Consider the following 17,020-nt stretch of genomic DNA (forward strand, 5'->3'; position numbering starts at 1 on the left):
GGTCCTCGGCACGGGAACTACACCCTCGGACCCGTCGGCCGTACCGGGCCACCACCTGGGCCAGCGTGGTGGGTTGAACGGGCAGCGTCAAGGGATCGGACACTCCCGCTCACGCCGGGTCGTCGGGCAGCGCGCCGCGGCGGATCACCTCCGCGTACCACCGGGCGCTGTCCTTGGCGGTCCGGGTCTGGGTGGCGTAGTCCACGTAGTACAGGCCGAACCGCTTGCCGTAGCCGTACGCCCACTCGAAGTTGTCCATCAGCGACCAGAGGAAGTAGCCCCGGACGTCCGCGCCGGCGGCGATCGCCCGCCGGACGGCGTCCAGGTGCTCGCGCAGGTAGTCGATGCGCTGGGGGTCGTGCACCCTGCCCCCGGGCGTCAGCCGGTCGTCGAAGGCCGCGCCGTTCTCGGTGACCATCAACGGCAGCCCGGGGTGCTCGCGGTGGAGGCGCAGCAGCAGGTCGGACAGGCCGGCCGGGTCGATAGGCCAGCCCATGGCGGTGCGCGGGCCGGGTGCGCGGTGGAAGAGCACGTCGGCGCAGCCGGCGAAGGGTGACTGTGCGCCGTCGCCGTGGCCGGCGTCGCGGGCGGCGGCCACGGAGTCCGGGGCCTGTCCGTCCGGGAGGGCCGAAACGACGGTCGGTGAGTAGTAGTTGACGCCCAGCAGGTCGATCGGCCGGGCGATCGCGGCCAGGTCGCCGTCGTGGACCAGCGTCGGCCAGTCGACCAGGTGCGCCGTGTCGGCGAGCAGGTCCTCGGGGTAACTCCCTTTCAGCATCGGCCCGGTGAAGACGCGATTGCCCACCGCATCGATCCGGCGGGCGGCCTCGCGGTCCGCCGCCGACCCGGTGAGCGGCCGCACCTCGTGCAGGTTGAGCGACACGGCGATCCGCGCGTCGCGGGGGAGGGCCGCGCGCAGCACCTCGACCGCACGGCCGTGGCCGAGGTTGAGGTGGTGGGCCGCGCGCAGGGCGGCCGCCCAGTCGGTACGGCCCGGGGCGTGCACCCCGGAGCCGTAGCCGAGGAAGGCCGAGCACCAGGGCTCGTTGAGGGTGGTCCAGATGCCGACCCGGTCTCCGAGCGCTTCCGCCACCAGTGCGGCGTAGTCCGCGAACCGGCTCGCGGTGTCGCGGGCCGGCCAGCCCCCGATGTCCTCCAACTCCTGCGGCAGGTCCCAGTGGTAGAGCGTGACGGCGGGCGCGATGCCGTGGTCCAGCAGCTCGTCCACCAGGCGCCGGTAGAAGTCCAGGCCCCGTTCGACGGCCGGTCCGCGTCCGGTCGGCTGCACCCGGGACCAGGACACCGAGAACCGGTAGGCGCGCAGGCCCAGTTCGGCCATCAGCCGGACGTCCTGGGGGTAGCGGCGGTAGTGCTCGGTGGCGCGGTCGCCGGTGTCGCCACCGGCCGTCCGCCCCGGGGTCCGGCTGAAGGTGTCCCAGATCGAGGGCGTCCGGCCGTCCACGTCGACGGCCCCCTCGATCTGGTACGCCGCCGTCGCGGCTCCCCAGAGGAAGCCGGCGGGGAAGGCGGAAACGGCGGTATCGGCTGGGGCCGTCTGGGCCCGTGCGGCAGTCACGGATGGCTGCTCCACTTCTGGTGGGAAAGGAAGTTGACGATAAGTCAGGTCTGTGCGAGCTCAGCTCTTGACGGCGCCGGCGGTGATTCCGCCGACGACCTGCCTGCCCAGGACGGCGAACACCAGCAGCAGCGGTGCGGTCCCGAGCAGCGAGCCGGTGAGGATGACGGCCTGGTCGGAGTCGTACGAGCCGCCGCCGAGGCCGGCCAGCGCGACCTGGACGGTGGGATTGCTCTGGCTCAGCGCGATCAGCGGCCAGAAGAAGTCGTTCCAGGACTGCACGAAGACCAGCATGCCGAGCACGGCCATGCCGGGCCGGGCGATCGGCAGCACCACGCTCCACAGGATCCGCAGGCTGCTCGCGCCGTCCATCCGGGCCGCCTCGACCAGTTCGATCGGCAACGCCTCCGACAGGAACTGGCGCATGAAGAACACCCCGAACGCGGCCACCAGGTTGGGCAGGATCACCGACTGCAGCTGGTCGGTCCAGTGCAGCTTCGCCATGATCTGGTACAGCGGGATGACGCTGAGCTGGGCGGGCACGGTCATGGTCGCCACCACCAGGCTGAGCAGGGCGCCGCGGCCCCGGAACGGCAGTTTGGCGAAGGCGAAGCCGGCCAGCGTGGCGAACAGCACCGTGCTGGCGGTCACGCAGGACGCCACCACCAACGAGTTGAGCAGCGCCTGGCCCATGTGGACCTGGTTCCAGGCGATGTCGAGGTTGTGCCACAGGCTGCCTCCGGGTAGCAGCGGCGGCGGGGTCTGCGCGATCCGGGCGCCGGAGGTCGAGGCGCCGACCAGGGTCCAGTACAACGGGAAGAGGGAGAGGAGGGCGACGACGATCAGCACCGCGTACGTGACCGGTCCGGCTCCGGTGAGGCCGCGCGCTCCCGCGCGCCGTCCCAGCTTGACGGCCATGGTCCTCAACTCCCGTTCCGGGCACGGCGGATGCGGACCAGGGCGAGGTTGAGCGCGCCGATGGCCAGCAGGATCAGCAGCATCGTCCAGGCCACGGCGGCGGCCCGGCCGAGGTGGAAGGCGTACCAGCCCTGGTCGTACAGGTACAGCCCGAGGGTCTGGTACTGGTGGGCCGAGCCGCCGCTGTGGCCGGTCGCTCCTCCGCCGAACAGCAGGGGCTCGCCGAAGAGTTGGGTGGCCCCGATGCTGGAGACCACGATGGTGAACAGGATGGTGGGCCGGATGGACGGCACCGTGACGTGCCGGAACTGCTGCCAGCGGTTGGCGCCGTCGAGCGCGGCCGCCTCGTACAGGTCGTGCGGGACGGTCTGCATGGCGGCGAGGTAGATCAGGGCGTTGTAGCCGGTCCAGCGCCAGGTGACGATCGTGGAGAGGGCGATCTGGGAGCTCCAGGTGCCGCCCTCCCAGTCGACGGGGCCCAGGCCCAGGTGGCCGAGCAGCCAGTTGATCATCCCGTAGTCCCGCCCGAACAGCAGCGTGAACACCAGGGTCGCCGCCGCGATCGACGTCGCGTAGGGCGCGAGCATCGCGATCCGGAAGAAGCCCCGGCCGCGCAGCCGGTAGTTGAGCAGATGGGCGAGGCCGAGTGCCATCAGCAACTGCGGCACGGTGGACAGCAGGCCCACGGTGACGGTGTTGCGCAGGGCGTTCCAGAACAGGTCGTCGTGGAGCAGGCGGGTGTAGTTGTCGAAGCCGCGCCACTGCATCTGGTCGGGCGCCTGCAGGTCGACGCTGTGCAGCGACACCCAGCCCGTGTAGAGCAGCGGGAACAGGCCGAACGCCACGAAGCAGACGAAGAACGGCGCGACGTACAGGTACGGCGAGGCTTTCAGGTCCCACCGGTAGAGCCGGGCGCGCCAGGGGCGGGGCGGCGGGGGAGCGGGGCGTGGCGTGCCGCGGGTGGCGGCCGGGACGGCCTCGTCGAGCATGGGGGCGACCTCTCTGATGAGCGGGGCTGTCCCGGCGGGACCGGACGGGACCGGGTGTTGTCAGGTGTCGCCGGGCGGGGCCGGACAGGACCGGACAGGGCTGGGCGGGGCCGGACTGGACCAGGACGGATGGGCGGGCGAGTCAGTCGCTCACCTTGTCGTCGATCTCCTTGACGGCGTCGCTCCACGCTTTGGCGGGGTCGCTCTGGTGCTGCTCGATGCTGAGCAGGGCGCCGTTGGTGAGGCTGTCCTTGACCAGACCGTCCCATTCGCCGATCACGGTCGGCTGGATGGACTGGGCGGTGGCGGCGTAGATCTGGCCGGTGGGCGTGTCGCCGAAGAAGTCGAGTTTGGCGGTCTGCACCTCCGGCTGGCTCAGCGCCTTGGTGTTGGAGGGCAGGTTGCCGACCGTGGTGAAGACCTTGGCCTGCTGCGCGGGCGCGGTGAGCCAGGCGGCGAGTGCCGCGGCCTCCTTCTGGTGCTTGCCGGACTTGGGCACGGCGAGGAAGGAGCCGCCCCAGTTGCCGGCGGCCGGGGCGGTGGCGATGTCCCACTTGCCCTTGTTGGCGCTGCCGGACTTGTCGGCGACGATGGCCGTCATCCAGGACGGGCAGGCGACCGTGGCGAACTTGGAGTTGGCGAACGCCTGGTACCACGGCGTGTCGAACTGCTTGAGCCCGGCGCTGATCCCGGCCTGGACCGCACCGGTCGCCAGGTTCCAGGCGGTCTTGACCGTGGGGCTGTTCTTGTAGTCCAGTCGGCCGCTGCTGTTGTCGTACTGCGTGGTGCTGGAGGCCACCACGGCGTTGAACAGGCCGCCGGCGGAGTCGGTGAAGAAGGTGCCGGCGGGTGCCTTGGCCTGGTACTGCTTTCCGGTCTCGACGAACTTGGTCCAGTCGCCCTGCCAGAGCTTGGCCACCTGGTCGCGGTCGGTGGGCAGCCCGGCCTGCTGGAACAGGTCCTTGCGGTAGCAGATGGCCATCGGGCCGATGTCCGTGCCCAGGCCGATGGTGCGGCCGTCCGACGTGGTGGCCTGCTGCGACTTCCACGGCAGGAAGGCGGCCTTGTCGACGCCGTCCGCCGTGCCGAGGTCGACGAACCGGTTCGCCTGCTTCTTCACCACCTGGGCGATCCGGCCGACCTCGACCGCCTGGATGTCGTCCAGGCCGCTGCCGGAGGCGAGGTGGGTCTGCAGGGCCGGGTAGTAGTCCGTCTCCTGCTGGACGGTGTGCTCCACGATGGTGGTGCCGGGGTGCTCCCGCATGTACGCGTCGAACAGGCCGGCCTCCTTGTAGCCGAACGTGCCGTAGTCGCCGACGGTCAGGGTGATCTTGGTGTCGGAGGCCGCGCCGGTGGCCGAGCCGGAGCCCGAGCTGCTGCAGCCGGCGACCAGCAGGGCGCACAGGGCCGCTGCTGCGGCGCTCGACAGTGGTTTGCGTACGGGGCGGGTGGCGGCGGCTCTGCCGACGCGGGTGGAGCTGGGCGTGGCGCCGGGGGTGGTGCCGGGGTTCCTCATGGCCGAATCTCCTTGTCCAGGCTGGTCCGTGGCTGGTCCGTGGCTGGTCCGTGGCTGGTCCGTGGCCGGTCCATGGCCGGTCCATGGCTGCGCCGCGCAACGGGTGGCGGGTGGTGCTCGTAACGGGGTCGGAGAGTGTGTGGGAGCGCTCCCACTGCGATGTGGGAAGATTGCTTTGCCGCACGAGGCGTGTCAAGGGCGTGCTACGGCTCCGTTACCGGACCGTGTCGTCCGACCGCCCTCGCCGCGGCCGCCGCCGTCCACCGTCCGCCGTCCGCCCGGGAGTGCGATCATGAGCCGAGCCGCGCAGCAGCAACCCGCTGCCCGCCCCACCCTGGAGGCGGTGGCAGCGCGGGCCGGGGTGGGCCGGGGCACGGTGTCCCGGGTCGTCAACGGCTCGCCCAAGGTGAGCGCCAAGGCCCGGGTGGCGGTCGAGCAGGCCATCGCGGAACTCGGCTACGTCCCGAACCAGGCGGCGCGCTCCCTGGTCACCTCCCGGACCGACGCGGTCGCGCTGGTCATCCCCGAGAACGTCGCGAAGCTGAGCTCCGAGCCGTACTTCGCCGACATCATCACCGGCGTCTCCGCCGAACTCGCCGGATCGGACCTGCAGTTGCTGCTGGTGCTGGTCCGTGACGAACACGAGCGGGAACGGCTCACCCGCTACCTCACCGCCCGCCGGGTGGACGGCGTCCTGCTGGTCTCGGTGCACCAGGACGACCCGCTCCCCGAGCTGCTGGAGCGGCTGGAGCTGCCCGCCGTGCTCGGCGGCCGCCGCTCGGCGCAGGAGCCGCTGAGCTACGTGCACGCCGACAACGCGGGTGGCGCCCGGGCGGCCGTCCGGCACCTGCTGTCCCGGGGTAGGACGGCCATCGGGACCGTCACCGGGCCGCTCGACATGGAGGGCGCCGCGGCGCGCCTGGCCGGCTACCGGCAGGCGCTCGCCGAGGCCGGGGTGCCGGTCGACGACGGGCTCGTCACACACGGGGACTTCACCGAGCGCGGCGGACGCGAGGGCATGCGGGAACTCCTCGCCCGCCGGCCCGGCCTGGACGCGGTGTTCTGCGCGTCGGACCTGATGGCGGCGGGTGCGCTGCAGGCGCTGCGCGAGGCGGGCCGGCGGGTGCCGCAGGACGTCGCCCTGGTCGGCTTCGACGACTCCGTGGTGGCCCGGCACACCGAGCCGCCGCTCACCAGCGTCCGGCAACCGACCGAGGAGATGGGCCGGTTGATGGTCCAGCTGCTGCTCAAGGAGATCGCCCAGCCGGGCCGGGTCCGCCGCCAGATGGTCCTGCCGACGGAACTGGTGGTGCGGGAGTCGGCGTGACTGCGGGGGCGGCCCGGCCCAGGTGCTGACACGGGCGGGAATCTGATGGAACGGTGTGGAAGCGCTTCCAATCGGCGCCGAGGAGCTCCGCCTCGCGTCAAGCCGGAGGCCGGGAAGCCCCGCTGATCGCTGCGGGAGCGCTCCCAGTCGGCGGTGTAACTTACATGCCGGCCAACCGGGCACCGCACCAGCCCGGGGAACGGCTCCGCGCTGGTCGCCGCCATGGTCAAACCCCGGCGGGCCGGCCGAGTGGAGCCGCCGGGCCCTGCGGACGCTTCCCAAGCCGGGCACTCCGCCTCACGATCGCACGCAACACCTCCGTCCGCCGCGCATCCCCACCCGCGCGGCGGTACCCACCCGAACTGGAGGACGCGCATGCGACACAAAGCCCTGCGTGCCAGGGGCAACCGGCTCACCCTCACCGCCACGGCCACCGCGCTCACCCTGATCGGCGCGACGGTCGGCGCCCTCACGGTGCCCACCGCGGCGGCGGCCACCGGGCTGTCCTGCGGCGTGACCTACGCCGTCAGCGACTGGGGCGGTGGCTTCACCGCCAACATCACCATCACCGACACCGGCACCACCGCCATCAACGGCTGGACCCTCGGCTACGCCTACAGCGGCAACCAGACCCTCCAGAACGGCTGGAACGGCACCTGGAGCCAGACCGGGCAGTCCGTCACCGTCACCAACCCCGGCTACGCCGCCACCATCAACCCCGGTGCCGGCTACACCACCAGCGCCAACTTCACGTACAGCGGCGCCAACACCGCCCCCACCGGCTTCACCGTCAACGGCACCCCGTGCCGCGGCGCCAACCAGCCCCCGACCGTCGCGCTCACCTCCCCGGCCGCCGGGCAGACCTTCACCCCGGGATCCACCGTGAAGCTCTCCGCCGACGCGGCCGACGCCGACGGCACCGTGGCGAAAGTGGACTTCTACGCCTCGACCTCGGCCGCCACCAACACCCTGATCGGCACCGCCACCACCGCGCCGTACACCGCCGACTGGGCGAAGGTGGCGGCCGGCGACTACTCGGTCACCGCGGTGGCCACCGACAACGCCGGCGCCACCACGACGTCCAGCCCGGCCGCGGTCAAGGTGGCCGGGCCGAGCGTCCTGGTCAGCCCGGCCTCGCTCGCCGTCCAACAGGGGGGCACCGGCACCTTCACCGTCGCACTGTCCCAGGCGCCGTCCGCCAACACGACCGTCACGGTGGCCCGTTCGGGCAGCGGCACGGACCTGAGCGTCACCTCCGGTGCCGTCCTCACCTTCACCCCGGCCAACTGGAACGTCCCGCAGACCGTCACCGTCGCGGCCGGCACCGACGCCGGCCAGGTCGGCGGGACGGCCACCTTCACCGCCGCCGCGACCGGCTTCGGCGCCGGCGCCGTCACGGTGACCGAGGCGGCGAAGACGTCGGGCTACGACCAGTACTTCCTGGACCTCTACAGCAAGATCAAGAACCCGGCGAACGGGTACTTCAGCCCGCAGGGCATCCCGTACCACGCGGTGGAGACCCTGATCGTGGAGGCCCCCGACTACGGCCACGAGACCACCTCCGAGACGTACAGCTACTGGCTCTGGCTGGAGGCCGACTACGGTCGGGTCACCGGCGACTGGACGGGCTTCAACAACGCCTGGACCAACCTGGAGACCTACCTGATCCCCAGCCACGCCCAGCAGCCCGGCCAGAGCACCTACAACCCGGCCAAGCCCGGCGAGTACGCTCCCGAGAAGGCCCAACCGGACCAGTACCCGGCCAAGTTGAACAGCAGTGTGCCCGTCGGCACCGACCCGCTCTCCGCCGAGCTGAACAGCGCCTACGGCAGCCCGGACATCTACGCCCCGGCCTGGCTGCTGGACGCCGACAACAAGTACGGCTTCGGGCAGTGTGAGGACGGCACCAGCAAGCCGAGCCTGATCAACACCTTCCAGCGCGGCCCGGAGGAGTCCGTCTGGGAGACGGTGCCGCAACCCGACTGCGACCTGCTCAAGTACGGCAACAGCAGCTCCGGCTTCCTCAGCCTGTTCAACGACGGCGGCGGCTCCTTCAGCAAGCAGTACAAGTACACCGACGCGCCCGACGCCGACGCCCGGCTGGTCCAGGCCGCCTACTGGGCCGAGCAGTTCGCCAAGTCGCAGGGCAAGAGCGCGGCCATCACCGCGACCCTCGCCAAGGCCTCGAAGCTCGGCGACTACCTGCGCTACTCGCTCTACGACAAGTACTTCAAGCAGGCGGGCAACTGCCTCGGCGCCGCCACCTGCCCCGGCGGCACCTCCAAGGCCAACGAGCAACTCGGCCTGATGACCTGGTACTTCGCCTGGGGCGGGGCGGCCGACGGCAGCTGGTCCTGGCGGATCTCCGGCTCCGCCGCCCACCAGGGCTACCAGAACCCGATGGCCGCCTGGGCGCTTGCCAACGACCCCGGCCTGAAGCCGCTCTCGCCGAGCGGTGCCACCGACTGGGCGGGCAGCCTGGACAAGCAGCTCCAGTTCTTCCAGTGGCTGCAGTCCACCGAGGGCGGCATCTCGGGCGGAGCCACCAACAGCTGGGGCGGGAACTACGGCGACGACGCGGCACCGCCGGCGGGTGACCCGACCTTCTACGGCCTGTACTACGACTGGCAGCCCGAGTACCACGACCCCGCCTCCAACCAGTGGTTCGGGTTCCAGACCTGGTCGATGGAGCGGTTCGCCGAGTACTACTACACCACCGGCGACAGCCGGGCGAAGGCCATCCTCGACAAGTGGATCCCGTGGGCGATGTCCGTCTCCCGGGCCGACCCGGCCACCGGCACCCTGACCACCCCCGACAAGCTCTCCTGGACCGGCGCGCCCGACACCTGGAACGCCACCAGCCCCGGACGCAACGCCGGCCTGCACGTCACCGCGAGCGGCTCCGCCACCGACGTCGGCGTGGCCGGCTCGCTCGCCAAGACCCTCGCCTACTACGCGGCCAAGTCCGGGAGCAGCGGCGCCCAGAAGTTCGCCCAGAACATCCTGGACACCCTGCACGCCAAGTACACCGACAGCCGGGGCTACTCGGCCACCGAGACCCGCGCCGACTACAACCGCTTCACCCAGCCGTACTCGCCGACCACCCACCAGGGCCTGTACGTCCCGCCCGGCTGGACCGGCAGCTACCCCGACGGCACCCGGATCAGCTCGGGCGGCACCTTCCTGTCCATCCGCCCCTGGTACACCAACGACCCGCAGTGGTCCAAGGTGCAGACCTACCTCGACGGCGGCGCCGCGCCGACCTTCACCTACCACCGCTTCTGGGCGGAGGCGGACATCGCCACCGCCTTCGACACCTTCGCCCAGCTGTTCCCGACGGTGAACCCGGGCAGCTGAGCGGCCCACCCGCACCGGCCCCTCGCCCCGGCCCCGGCCCCGGCCCCGGCCCCGCGCACGCGCGCGGAGCCGGGGCCGGGGTCCGTAGGCGTGCTACGGAAGCCCCGCCAGGGAAGGCGAGTTACGGAAGGCGCGCTACGGAAGGTGCCAGGAGACGTCGGCGATCTCCAGCTCCGCCGTGCCGTCCGTGTAGAGCATGAACGGCACGTCCACGTGTCGCAGGTCCATGCCGACCGCGGCCAGCTCGGTGAGCGGGACGGAGACGGTGGTCCAGTCGGCCGGCCCGGCCGCGCGAAGCCGCGCCGTCAGGTCGACGCCGGGCTGGCCCGGGAAGTCGTCGTGGCAGGCCAGGTAGAGCGGGGCCGAGGGCGGTTGCAGCACGCGGACGGCGAACCGCACGTGCGCCCCGCGCTCCAGGTACCCGCGCAGGTCGGCGGGCCGTCCGGTCGGGGACTCGGCGTACACGAAGGCCGGGTTGCCCTTGAAGCGCAGCCGCAGCGCGGTGCCGTCCGGGGTGGGGAACGGTGTCGCGTGGACGATCAGGCAGTCCATCGGCTTGTCGAGGCCGATGTCCTCCCGGGACCAGGTGTTGTGGCCGCCGACCCGGAGGCGGTAGGCGGTGCCCTCCGCGTCGAGCACGCGCAGCGGGCCGCCGACCGGTGGCGCCGGGGGCGCGGCCGCCGGGATGTGCAAGGGCAGCGGCTCGCCGACCGGGGCCGGGTCGTGCGGCGACAGGCCGTAGCCCACCGGGAACAGCGGGGTGTGGCTGCCCTCCGGCGCCGTCTCCTCGGCCGGTACGCGGTAGTCCGGCAGATGCGCGGGGATGCCGTTGACGGCGCTGGCGTCGCGGGTCCTCGGCCAGGATGAGGGCAGCCGCCCCTGGAAGTCGTGGGCGGGCGTCCCGTCCTCGGCCGCGAACAGCACGTCCGTCACCCCCTGGGCGTACGGGCCCGGCAGCCAGGCGACCACGAAGGCGTCCGAGAGGTTGATCTCCTCCGTGCAGTACAGCGGGCGGCCGGTGAACATGACGGTGACCGTGGGCACTCCTGCCGCGCGCAGTCGGCGCAGCAGTTCCAGGTCCCGCGCGTAGCTCTGCTTGAGGTCGGCGTAGCCGATGGAGCGCCAGGGCCTGACGGTGCCGCGCATCTCCGCGTAGGCGTCCTCGCCGATGCAGACGATCGCGACGTCGTACGCCCCGGGAGCGGTGTGGGCCGGCGTCGGGTCCACCGTGCAGTCGGCGGCGCCGACGACCGCGCGGACCGCGTCGGCCATGGTGGCGCCGCCGGGCAGGTCGGTGCGGTCCAGGTCGTCGCCCTGCCAGGTGAGGGTCCAGCCCCCGCACTGTTTGCCCAGGTCGTCGGCCGCGCTGCCGGTGACGAGCACCCGGCCGGTCCGGGGCAGGGGCAGCAGCCCGGGGGTGTGCTTGAGCAGCACCAGGGACTTGCGGGTCGCCTCGCGGGCCAGCGCCCGGTGCTCCGGCGAGCCGATCACCGCCGGGGCGCCCGGGCGGGTCAGCGACCGGTCGGACGGCCGGGGTTTCTCCCACAGGCCGGCGCGCAGCTTGACCCGCAGGACGCGGGAGACGGCGTCGTCGATCCGCTCCTGCGGGATGACGCCGGCCCGGACCTGCGCCACGGCCGTGCGGTGGACGCTCTGCCAGGCCTCCCGGCCCGCCACCATGAGCACGTCGAGGCCCGCGTTGATCGCGTATCCGGCGTCGCCGGACGAGCAGCGCGAGACCTCGGCGTGCGCGTCCCAGTCGCTGATCACGATGCCGTCGAAGCCCAGGGCGTTCTTGAGCACGTCGGTGATCAGGTACCGGCTGCCGTGCACCTTGTGGTTGTAGGGCTCGCCGCCGCCCGGCGTGTGGTCGTAGTTGGCCGGGTGCTCCCAGCTGCTGAAGGAGACCATCACGCTCTGCGCCCCGGCCCGAATGCCGGCCAGGAAGCCCTGGGCGTGGATGTCGCGCAGGACCTGCTCGGAGCAGCGCGCAGTGCCCCGGTCGCGGCCGTCGGCCGTGCCGCCGTCGGCGATCCAGTGCTTGAGCGTCGCCAGGACCCGCTGGTCGGTGCGGAGCGCGGCGGGATCGCCCTGCAGCCCTTCGACCATGGCGCGGCCGTAGGCGTGGCCGAGTGCCGGGTCCTCGCCGTAGCCCTCGTAGTAGCGGCCCCAGCGGCGGTCGCGCGGGTTGGTCACCGTGGGGGCGAAGATCCAGTCCATCCCGGTGGCGGCGACCTCGCGGGCCGTGGCGGCGCCGATCCGGCGGATCAGATCGGGGTCACCGGCCGCGCCGAGGCCGATGTTGTGCGGGAAGACCGTGGCGCCGTGGACGTTGTTGTGGCCGTGGACGGCGTCGGTGGCCCACATGAACGGGATCCGGAAGGGCCGGTCCTGCCAGGTCTGTTCCGCCGCGCTCCAGAAGTGGTCCACCAGGCCGACCCAGTCGCGGACGGTGGCGTGCCGGCGGCCGTGCGGCCAGATCCCGGCTCCGTTGAGGGCCGATCCGATCTTGTACTCGCGGATGTCCTCGGCGGTGAGCTGGGCGAGTTCGGGCTGGACCAGCTGCCCGACCTTCTCCTCGATCGTCAACTGCGCCAGGATCGCGGCCACTTGCTGTTCGATCCGGGGGTCGGGCGCGATCGCGGAGGCCACCCGGGGCCAGGTCGGCAGCGGCGCGAGCGCGGGCAGCGGGGTGCGCCCGCTGGACGGCAGGATCTCTGACACGTCGTCACTCCGTTTCCGGCCGGGCGGACGCCGGCTCGCTGATCCAGAACTCCTCGACCGAGGAGGCCAGTACGCGTTCCTGGAACGGCTCCGGCACGACCGGCCGGGTCTGGCCCGGAGCGAAGAGTTCGACCTGGGTGCGGTGTTCGCGGAAGGCGGCCCGCTTGAGCGGCAACTGCTCGGTGATGTCGACGGTGACGAGTCGCTCGGCCGCGCCGGCGCCGCCGGCGGGCGGGTTGCGGTTGACGAAGGCGAACTCCTGCTCCGTCCGCTCGTCCCAGACCACGTAGCGGTAGACGGCCGGCGTGAGGCCCAGCTCCGCCAGGCAGCCGAGCACGGTCTCGCCGGTGAGCCGGTGGTCGGCGTTGAGTTCCCGCACCTCGTGCGGGAGGTAGACCTCGGCCACGCCCGGGTGGATGCGGAGCAACTCCAGGACCCTGCCGCGGAAGGCCTTCAGGTGGTCGGCGAGCCGGGTGTCCGGGAAGTCCAGGAAGTGGACGGCGTCCTCCGGCAGCCCGAGTGCCCGCGCGGCCGCCCGCGCCTCCTGACGGCGGATCACCCGCAGCTCGGCCGGGGTGGGGTCGCTGTGGATGCCGAGCACCGCGGAGTGCGACATGGCGCCGTCGGTGGCGAAGACCACGCGCACGCCGGTGCCCTCGGCGACCAGCCGGGCGATGGTGCCGCCGCAGGCGATCACCTCGTCGTCGGGATGCGGCGCGAAGACCAGGACGCTGCCCTCGGAACGCCGGGTGCGCAGGTGCCATTCGGTCCACGTGCCGAGGAGCGGCGGGGTCATCGGGTGCTCCCCTCGGCGGCGACCTGGTGGGCGGTCTGATCGGCTGACTGGTCGATCGCGCGGGTGACCGTCCCGAAGCGGTCGGTGACGGCTCCGTCGGCGAGCCCGCGGGAGCGCAGGATGTCCTCGATCTCCTCGAAGTGGTTGTCGAGGACCAACCTGGCCACCGGGGTGTCGAACTTGTCGGCGAAGTACCGGTAGTTGGCGGCCGCCGCGGCCATGTTGTCCTGGTAGCTCTTGGGGTGGGGCACGTGCAGCGAGGCGGCGTCGCGGCTCAGCACGAACCGGGCGCCCGCCTGGTGGAGCCGGTAGCCGAGGTCGACGTCCTCGGCTCCCCAGGACCGGTACGCCTCGTCGAACCCGCCGACCTTGCGCAGGTGGGCCGTGTTCGCGGACACGTGGCACGTCCACCACATGAGCCAGGGCGCGGTGAGCACGCCGAGGTCCTCGCCGTAGCGCTCGTAGTAGGTCTCGCGGAGGTCCAGCCAGCGGCGCTGTTCGGCGAATTGCCGTATCGAGGCGTCCGGGTCCGCGAAGTCGATCTCCCGGAGGATCTGTTCGCCGTCCTCGTTGCCCTCGTTGAAGCAGTGGACGTAGCCCAGGACGGCGATCGGGCCCTCGGCCCGGCGGTGGGCGGCGAGATGGGCGGCGAGGTGGGCTGCGAGCGCACCGGAGTGCAGGACGACGCCGGAGTCCACGAAGGCGCAGGTCCCGCCGCGGGCGTTGTCGATGCCGACGTTGCGGGCCTTGGCCACCCGGTAGCCCTGGTCCTCCTGGAAGAAGTAGCGGACGTCGAGCCGGTCGTGGTAGCCGGCCACGACCTCGGCCGTGTCGTCGGTGGAGCCGTCGTCGACGACGATCACCTCGAACGACTCGTCCGGGGTGAGGAGTTGGCGCGCCAGTGAGTCCAGGGTGTGCCGGAGCAGCCCCGAGCGGTTGTAGGTGGGCACGATCACCGTGCAGGCGGGCGGCGTGGTCATGCGGCAGTCCCTTCGGGGGTCTTGGTGGACGCGGAGGTGCCCGCGCTCCCGGGGGCGAGGACCAGCAGCCCGGCGAGGGCGGTGAGGCCGGCGCACACCCAGAACACCTGCCCGTAGCCCGTCCAGGTCGCGACCGTGCCGACCACCAGGCCGCCGAGGAACATGCCGGTCTTGAACGCGCTGGCGTAGAGCGAGGACGCGGTGCCGGGGCGACCGGGCAGGGAGTCCTGGAGCATCACGACGGGGATGTTCATCACCACCGCCGTCCAGAAGGCGTTGGGCAGTTGGAGGAGGAGCAGCAGCGTGCGGCTGTGGACCAGCGGCAGGACCGCGAAGAAGAGCGTGGCGCAGACGGTGGCCAGCAGCAGCAGCCTGGTCTTGCCGATCCGGTCGGCCCAGACCCCGACGCCGATCATCAGCGGGATCTCCAGCACCGCGCTCAGCCCGAGCAGGAGGCCGGCGAAGGCGGTGCTCAGGTGGAGTTCCGAGGTGATGCGCAGGGAGAGGTCGATCTGGTACATCATGTTGGCGCCCAGCAGCAGCACGATCGCCACGAGCAGGCGCCCGGTGTGCGCACCGAGTCCGGCGAAGAGCCCGCGGAGCCCGGGGGCGGTGTCGTGGGACGGGTCGTCCGCTGCCGGACGGGGGAGCCGGGGCAGGCCCCATCGGCAGATCGCCGCGGCGAGCAGGGACAGCCCGGCCGCGCTCGCGTAGAGCACCGTGAAGGACCAGCGGGCGACCAGCCAGAAGGCGACCGGCGGGCCGATCACCCAGGCCAGTGAGGTGACCGAGCGCTGGAAGCCGTTGAAGAACGGCGCGTCGACCTGCCGCGCTTCGGCCAGTTCCCGGGTGTAGGCGAAGAGTTGACCGAAGCAGGCGCCGCCGAGGCCGAAGCACACCATGCCGGCCGGCAGCAGCAGGTAGTAGTCGCGGAACACGGAGTAGCAGAGCGCCCCGACGGCGTTGCACAGCGCGGTCAGCACCAGCACCGTACGTCGGTCGCGCAGCCGGTCGGAGACGACTCCCATGGCCAGGTCGGTGCCGATCTCCCCGATCGACCGGACGGCGAAGAACAGGCCGATCATCAGCGGGGTGGCGTGGACGGCGTCCGCCAGGAAGAGGCTGACGGTCGGGATCACGAACGCGCCGGCCAGCCCGACCACGCCGTTCGCGGCGATCAGGCTCTGGACCGACCGGTCGGCGAGCAGGCGCCACCGGCCGACGGTGGGGACCGGCGCGACGGGAACGGTGCCCTCGACGGGTTCCGCGGTCATGTCGTCGCCTCCTCGGGCCCGCTCGTGCGCTGCCGGTACGGCAGCCAGGGGGCCAGCTCGCGGCCGGCCGGGACGCGGGCGGCCGCGGCCAGGTCGTCCGGGCCGATCACCGCCTCGGCGAGCAGGCGTTCGCGGGTGTGCGCCGGCAGGGCGGCCAGGATTCGGTGCCGCACGCCGGACAGGTCCAGCCGGTCGTCGAGCACGGCCGGAATCGGGGTGGCCCGGCCAGGCTCCAGGTTTCCGGGGGCGACCTGGCTGGAGACCACCGTCCAGTAGGCGGCGAAGTCGACGGCCGGGTCCGGCAGGCTCCCACTGAGCAGGCCCAGCCGGATCGTCTCCAGCCAGCAGTCCAGGTAGCGGCGGTCCTGCAGGGCGCCCATGTGACGGCTGCACCAGTCGGCGCGGGCGGCGGCGTCGGGCAGCGTCGCCTTTCCGGTGATGACGGCGACCGCCCAGCCGGCCACGGCCTCGAAGTACGGGCAGGCGGTGCCGAAGGCCTCGGTGTCCACCGGGGTGTTGACCACGGCCAGGGTCGGGTCGTGGCGCCAGAAGTGGTGCTCGTACAGGTCCTCGCGGCGCAGTCCCTCGATGAAGCCGTAGTCGGGCATCTCGTAGCCGAGGCACAGCACCACGGCGTCGTACCCGCGGCGGGAGCCGTCGGCGAACTCCACCGAGCCGTCCTCGGCGAACCGCCCGAAGGCCGGCACCGGCTGCACGTCCCCGGCGTGGACCCGGGGCACGATCCGCTCGTTGACGTGGACCGCGCCGTGGAAGCCAGACTCCGGCAGCAGGCCGGTGGCCCGGTACATCGCCATGTACTCGGGGAGGTACTCGGTGAGCCAGTCGAGGTAGCGCGGGTACGGCACCTCCTCGACGGCGACGCGGCCCGCGTAGGAGAAGAGCGCGTCGTTGTAGGAGTCGCCGATGAGGCGCGGCAGGAAGAGCTGGCGGCGGCGCACCGACCAGTCCACGTGCGCGGCGGTGCCACCGAGGTCGGCGGCGATGTCCGCGCCGCTCACCCCGCCGCCGACGACCAGCACCCGCCGGCCGGCGAACTCCGCGGGCCCGCGGTACTCGGGGGCGGTGAGGACCCGAACTGGCGCCGTCGGGGCGGGCAGGCGGGTGGGCACGCGGGGCTGCCAGAGTTCACCGTTGGCGACCAGGACGGCGTCGGCCGCCTCGGTGTGCTCGCGGCCGTCCGCCGTACGGGCCGTGATCTGCCAGCAGCCGTCCGCCTGGGCGACCCGGACGACCTCGCGGCCGAACTCGACGGCATCGAGGAGGCCGTACCGGGCGGCGTACGAGCGCAGGTAGTCCTGGACCTCGTGCTGGGTGGGGAAGGCGGTGGTGAACCCGGGCGGGTGGTCGCTGAACGGCATGCTCATGCGTGAGCTCTGCATGCGCACACCCGCGTAGGCGCCGCCGCCCGACGGGTTCCAGATGCCGCCGAGGTCGTCGCGCTTCTCGTAGCAGACGACGTCGAGGCCGGCGGAGCGGGCCTGCCGCACGCAGGTGAGGCCTGCGGGGCCGGCTCCGATCACGACTGTTCGCATGAAGTCTCCA

General features: G+C 72.2%; 11 protein-coding genes. 2 read left to right on the plus strand and 9 right to left on the minus strand.

Annotation, left to right across the window (positions count from 1 at the left end; translation table 11 throughout):
• Nucleotides 1-109: 109 nt before the first annotated feature.
• The 4 genes from AC0B61_RS08600 to AC0B61_RS08615 all read right to left on the minus strand — a co-directional run bounded on the left by AC0B61_RS08600 (nucleotide 110) and on the right by AC0B61_RS08615 (nucleotide 4,999).
• Nucleotides 110-1,576 carry a glycoside hydrolase family 1 protein gene (locus tag AC0B61_RS08600; RefSeq protein WP_471739873.1) on the minus strand — a complete coding sequence of 489 codons (1,467 nt, stop codon included), beginning with the start codon at nucleotides 1,574-1,576 and terminating at the stop codon, nucleotides 110-112.
• Between the two features lie 60 nt (nucleotides 1,577-1,636).
• The gene (locus AC0B61_RS08605; protein WP_471739874.1) at nucleotides 1,637-2,494 is read right to left on the minus strand and encodes a carbohydrate ABC transporter permease; all 858 of its coding nucleotides are present in this window, start codon (nucleotides 2,492-2,494) and stop codon (nucleotides 1,637-1,639) included.
• A 5-nt stretch (nucleotides 2,495-2,499) separates the two neighbouring features.
• Nucleotides 2,500-3,483 (minus strand): carbohydrate ABC transporter permease, encoded by a 984-nt coding sequence (locus AC0B61_RS08610; protein ID WP_471739875.1) that lies wholly within the window; start codon nucleotides 3,481-3,483, stop codon nucleotides 2,500-2,502.
• A 142-nt stretch (nucleotides 3,484-3,625) separates the two neighbouring features.
• Nucleotides 3,626-4,999, minus strand: a complete 1,374-nt coding sequence (locus AC0B61_RS08615; RefSeq protein ID WP_471739876.1) for an ABC transporter substrate-binding protein — start codon at nucleotides 4,997-4,999, stop codon at nucleotides 3,626-3,628.
• Between the two features lie 292 nt (nucleotides 5,000-5,291).
• Here AC0B61_RS08615 and AC0B61_RS08620 point away from each other — a divergent pair, with 292 nt between their 5' ends.
• The gene (locus tag AC0B61_RS08620) at nucleotides 5,292-6,326 is read left to right on the plus strand and encodes a LacI family DNA-binding transcriptional regulator (RefSeq protein ID WP_471739877.1); all 1,035 of its coding nucleotides are present in this window, start codon (nucleotides 5,292-5,294) and stop codon (nucleotides 6,324-6,326) included.
• Between the two features lie 375 nt (nucleotides 6,327-6,701).
• Entirely contained in the window at nucleotides 6,702-9,683 is a 2,982-nt protein-coding gene (locus AC0B61_RS08625) for a glycoside hydrolase family 48 protein (protein ID WP_471739878.1), read from the plus strand.
• 135 nt (nucleotides 9,684-9,818) lie between these two features.
• Here AC0B61_RS08625 and AC0B61_RS08630 read toward each other — a convergent pair whose 3' ends face one another.
• The 5 genes from AC0B61_RS08630 to AC0B61_RS08650 are packed head-to-tail and all read right to left on the minus strand — an operon-like array spanning nucleotide 9,819 to nucleotide 17,010.
• Complete coding sequence (locus tag AC0B61_RS08630; protein ID WP_471739879.1) at nucleotides 9,819-12,407, minus strand: glycoside hydrolase family 3 protein; 2,589 nt, start codon at nucleotides 12,405-12,407, stop codon at nucleotides 9,819-9,821.
• 4 nt (nucleotides 12,408-12,411) lie between these two features.
• A complete protein-coding gene (locus AC0B61_RS08635) occupies nucleotides 12,412-13,203 on the minus strand; it encodes a PIG-L deacetylase family protein (RefSeq protein ID WP_471739880.1) in 792 nt (263 codons plus the stop codon).
• On the minus strand, nucleotides 13,200-14,183 hold the full coding sequence (locus tag AC0B61_RS08640) for a glycosyltransferase (RefSeq protein ID WP_471739881.1): 984 nt from the start codon (nucleotides 14,181-14,183) through the stop codon (nucleotides 13,200-13,202). The genes AC0B61_RS08635 and AC0B61_RS08640 overlap by 4 nt, the downstream gene beginning before the upstream one ends.
• A complete protein-coding gene (locus tag AC0B61_RS08645; protein ID WP_471739882.1) occupies nucleotides 14,180-15,457 on the minus strand; it encodes a sugar efflux transporter in 1,278 nt (425 codons plus the stop codon). Before AC0B61_RS08645 ends, AC0B61_RS08640 begins: the two co-directional genes overlap by 4 nt.
• Nucleotides 15,454-17,010 (minus strand): flavin-containing monooxygenase, encoded by a 1,557-nt coding sequence (locus AC0B61_RS08650; RefSeq protein ID WP_471739883.1) that lies wholly within the window; start codon nucleotides 17,008-17,010, stop codon nucleotides 15,454-15,456. Before AC0B61_RS08650 ends, AC0B61_RS08645 begins: the two co-directional genes overlap by 4 nt.
• Nucleotides 17,011-17,020: the final 10 nt, after the last annotated feature.

Source organism: Kitasatospora sp. NPDC023385, assembly GCF_055664045.1.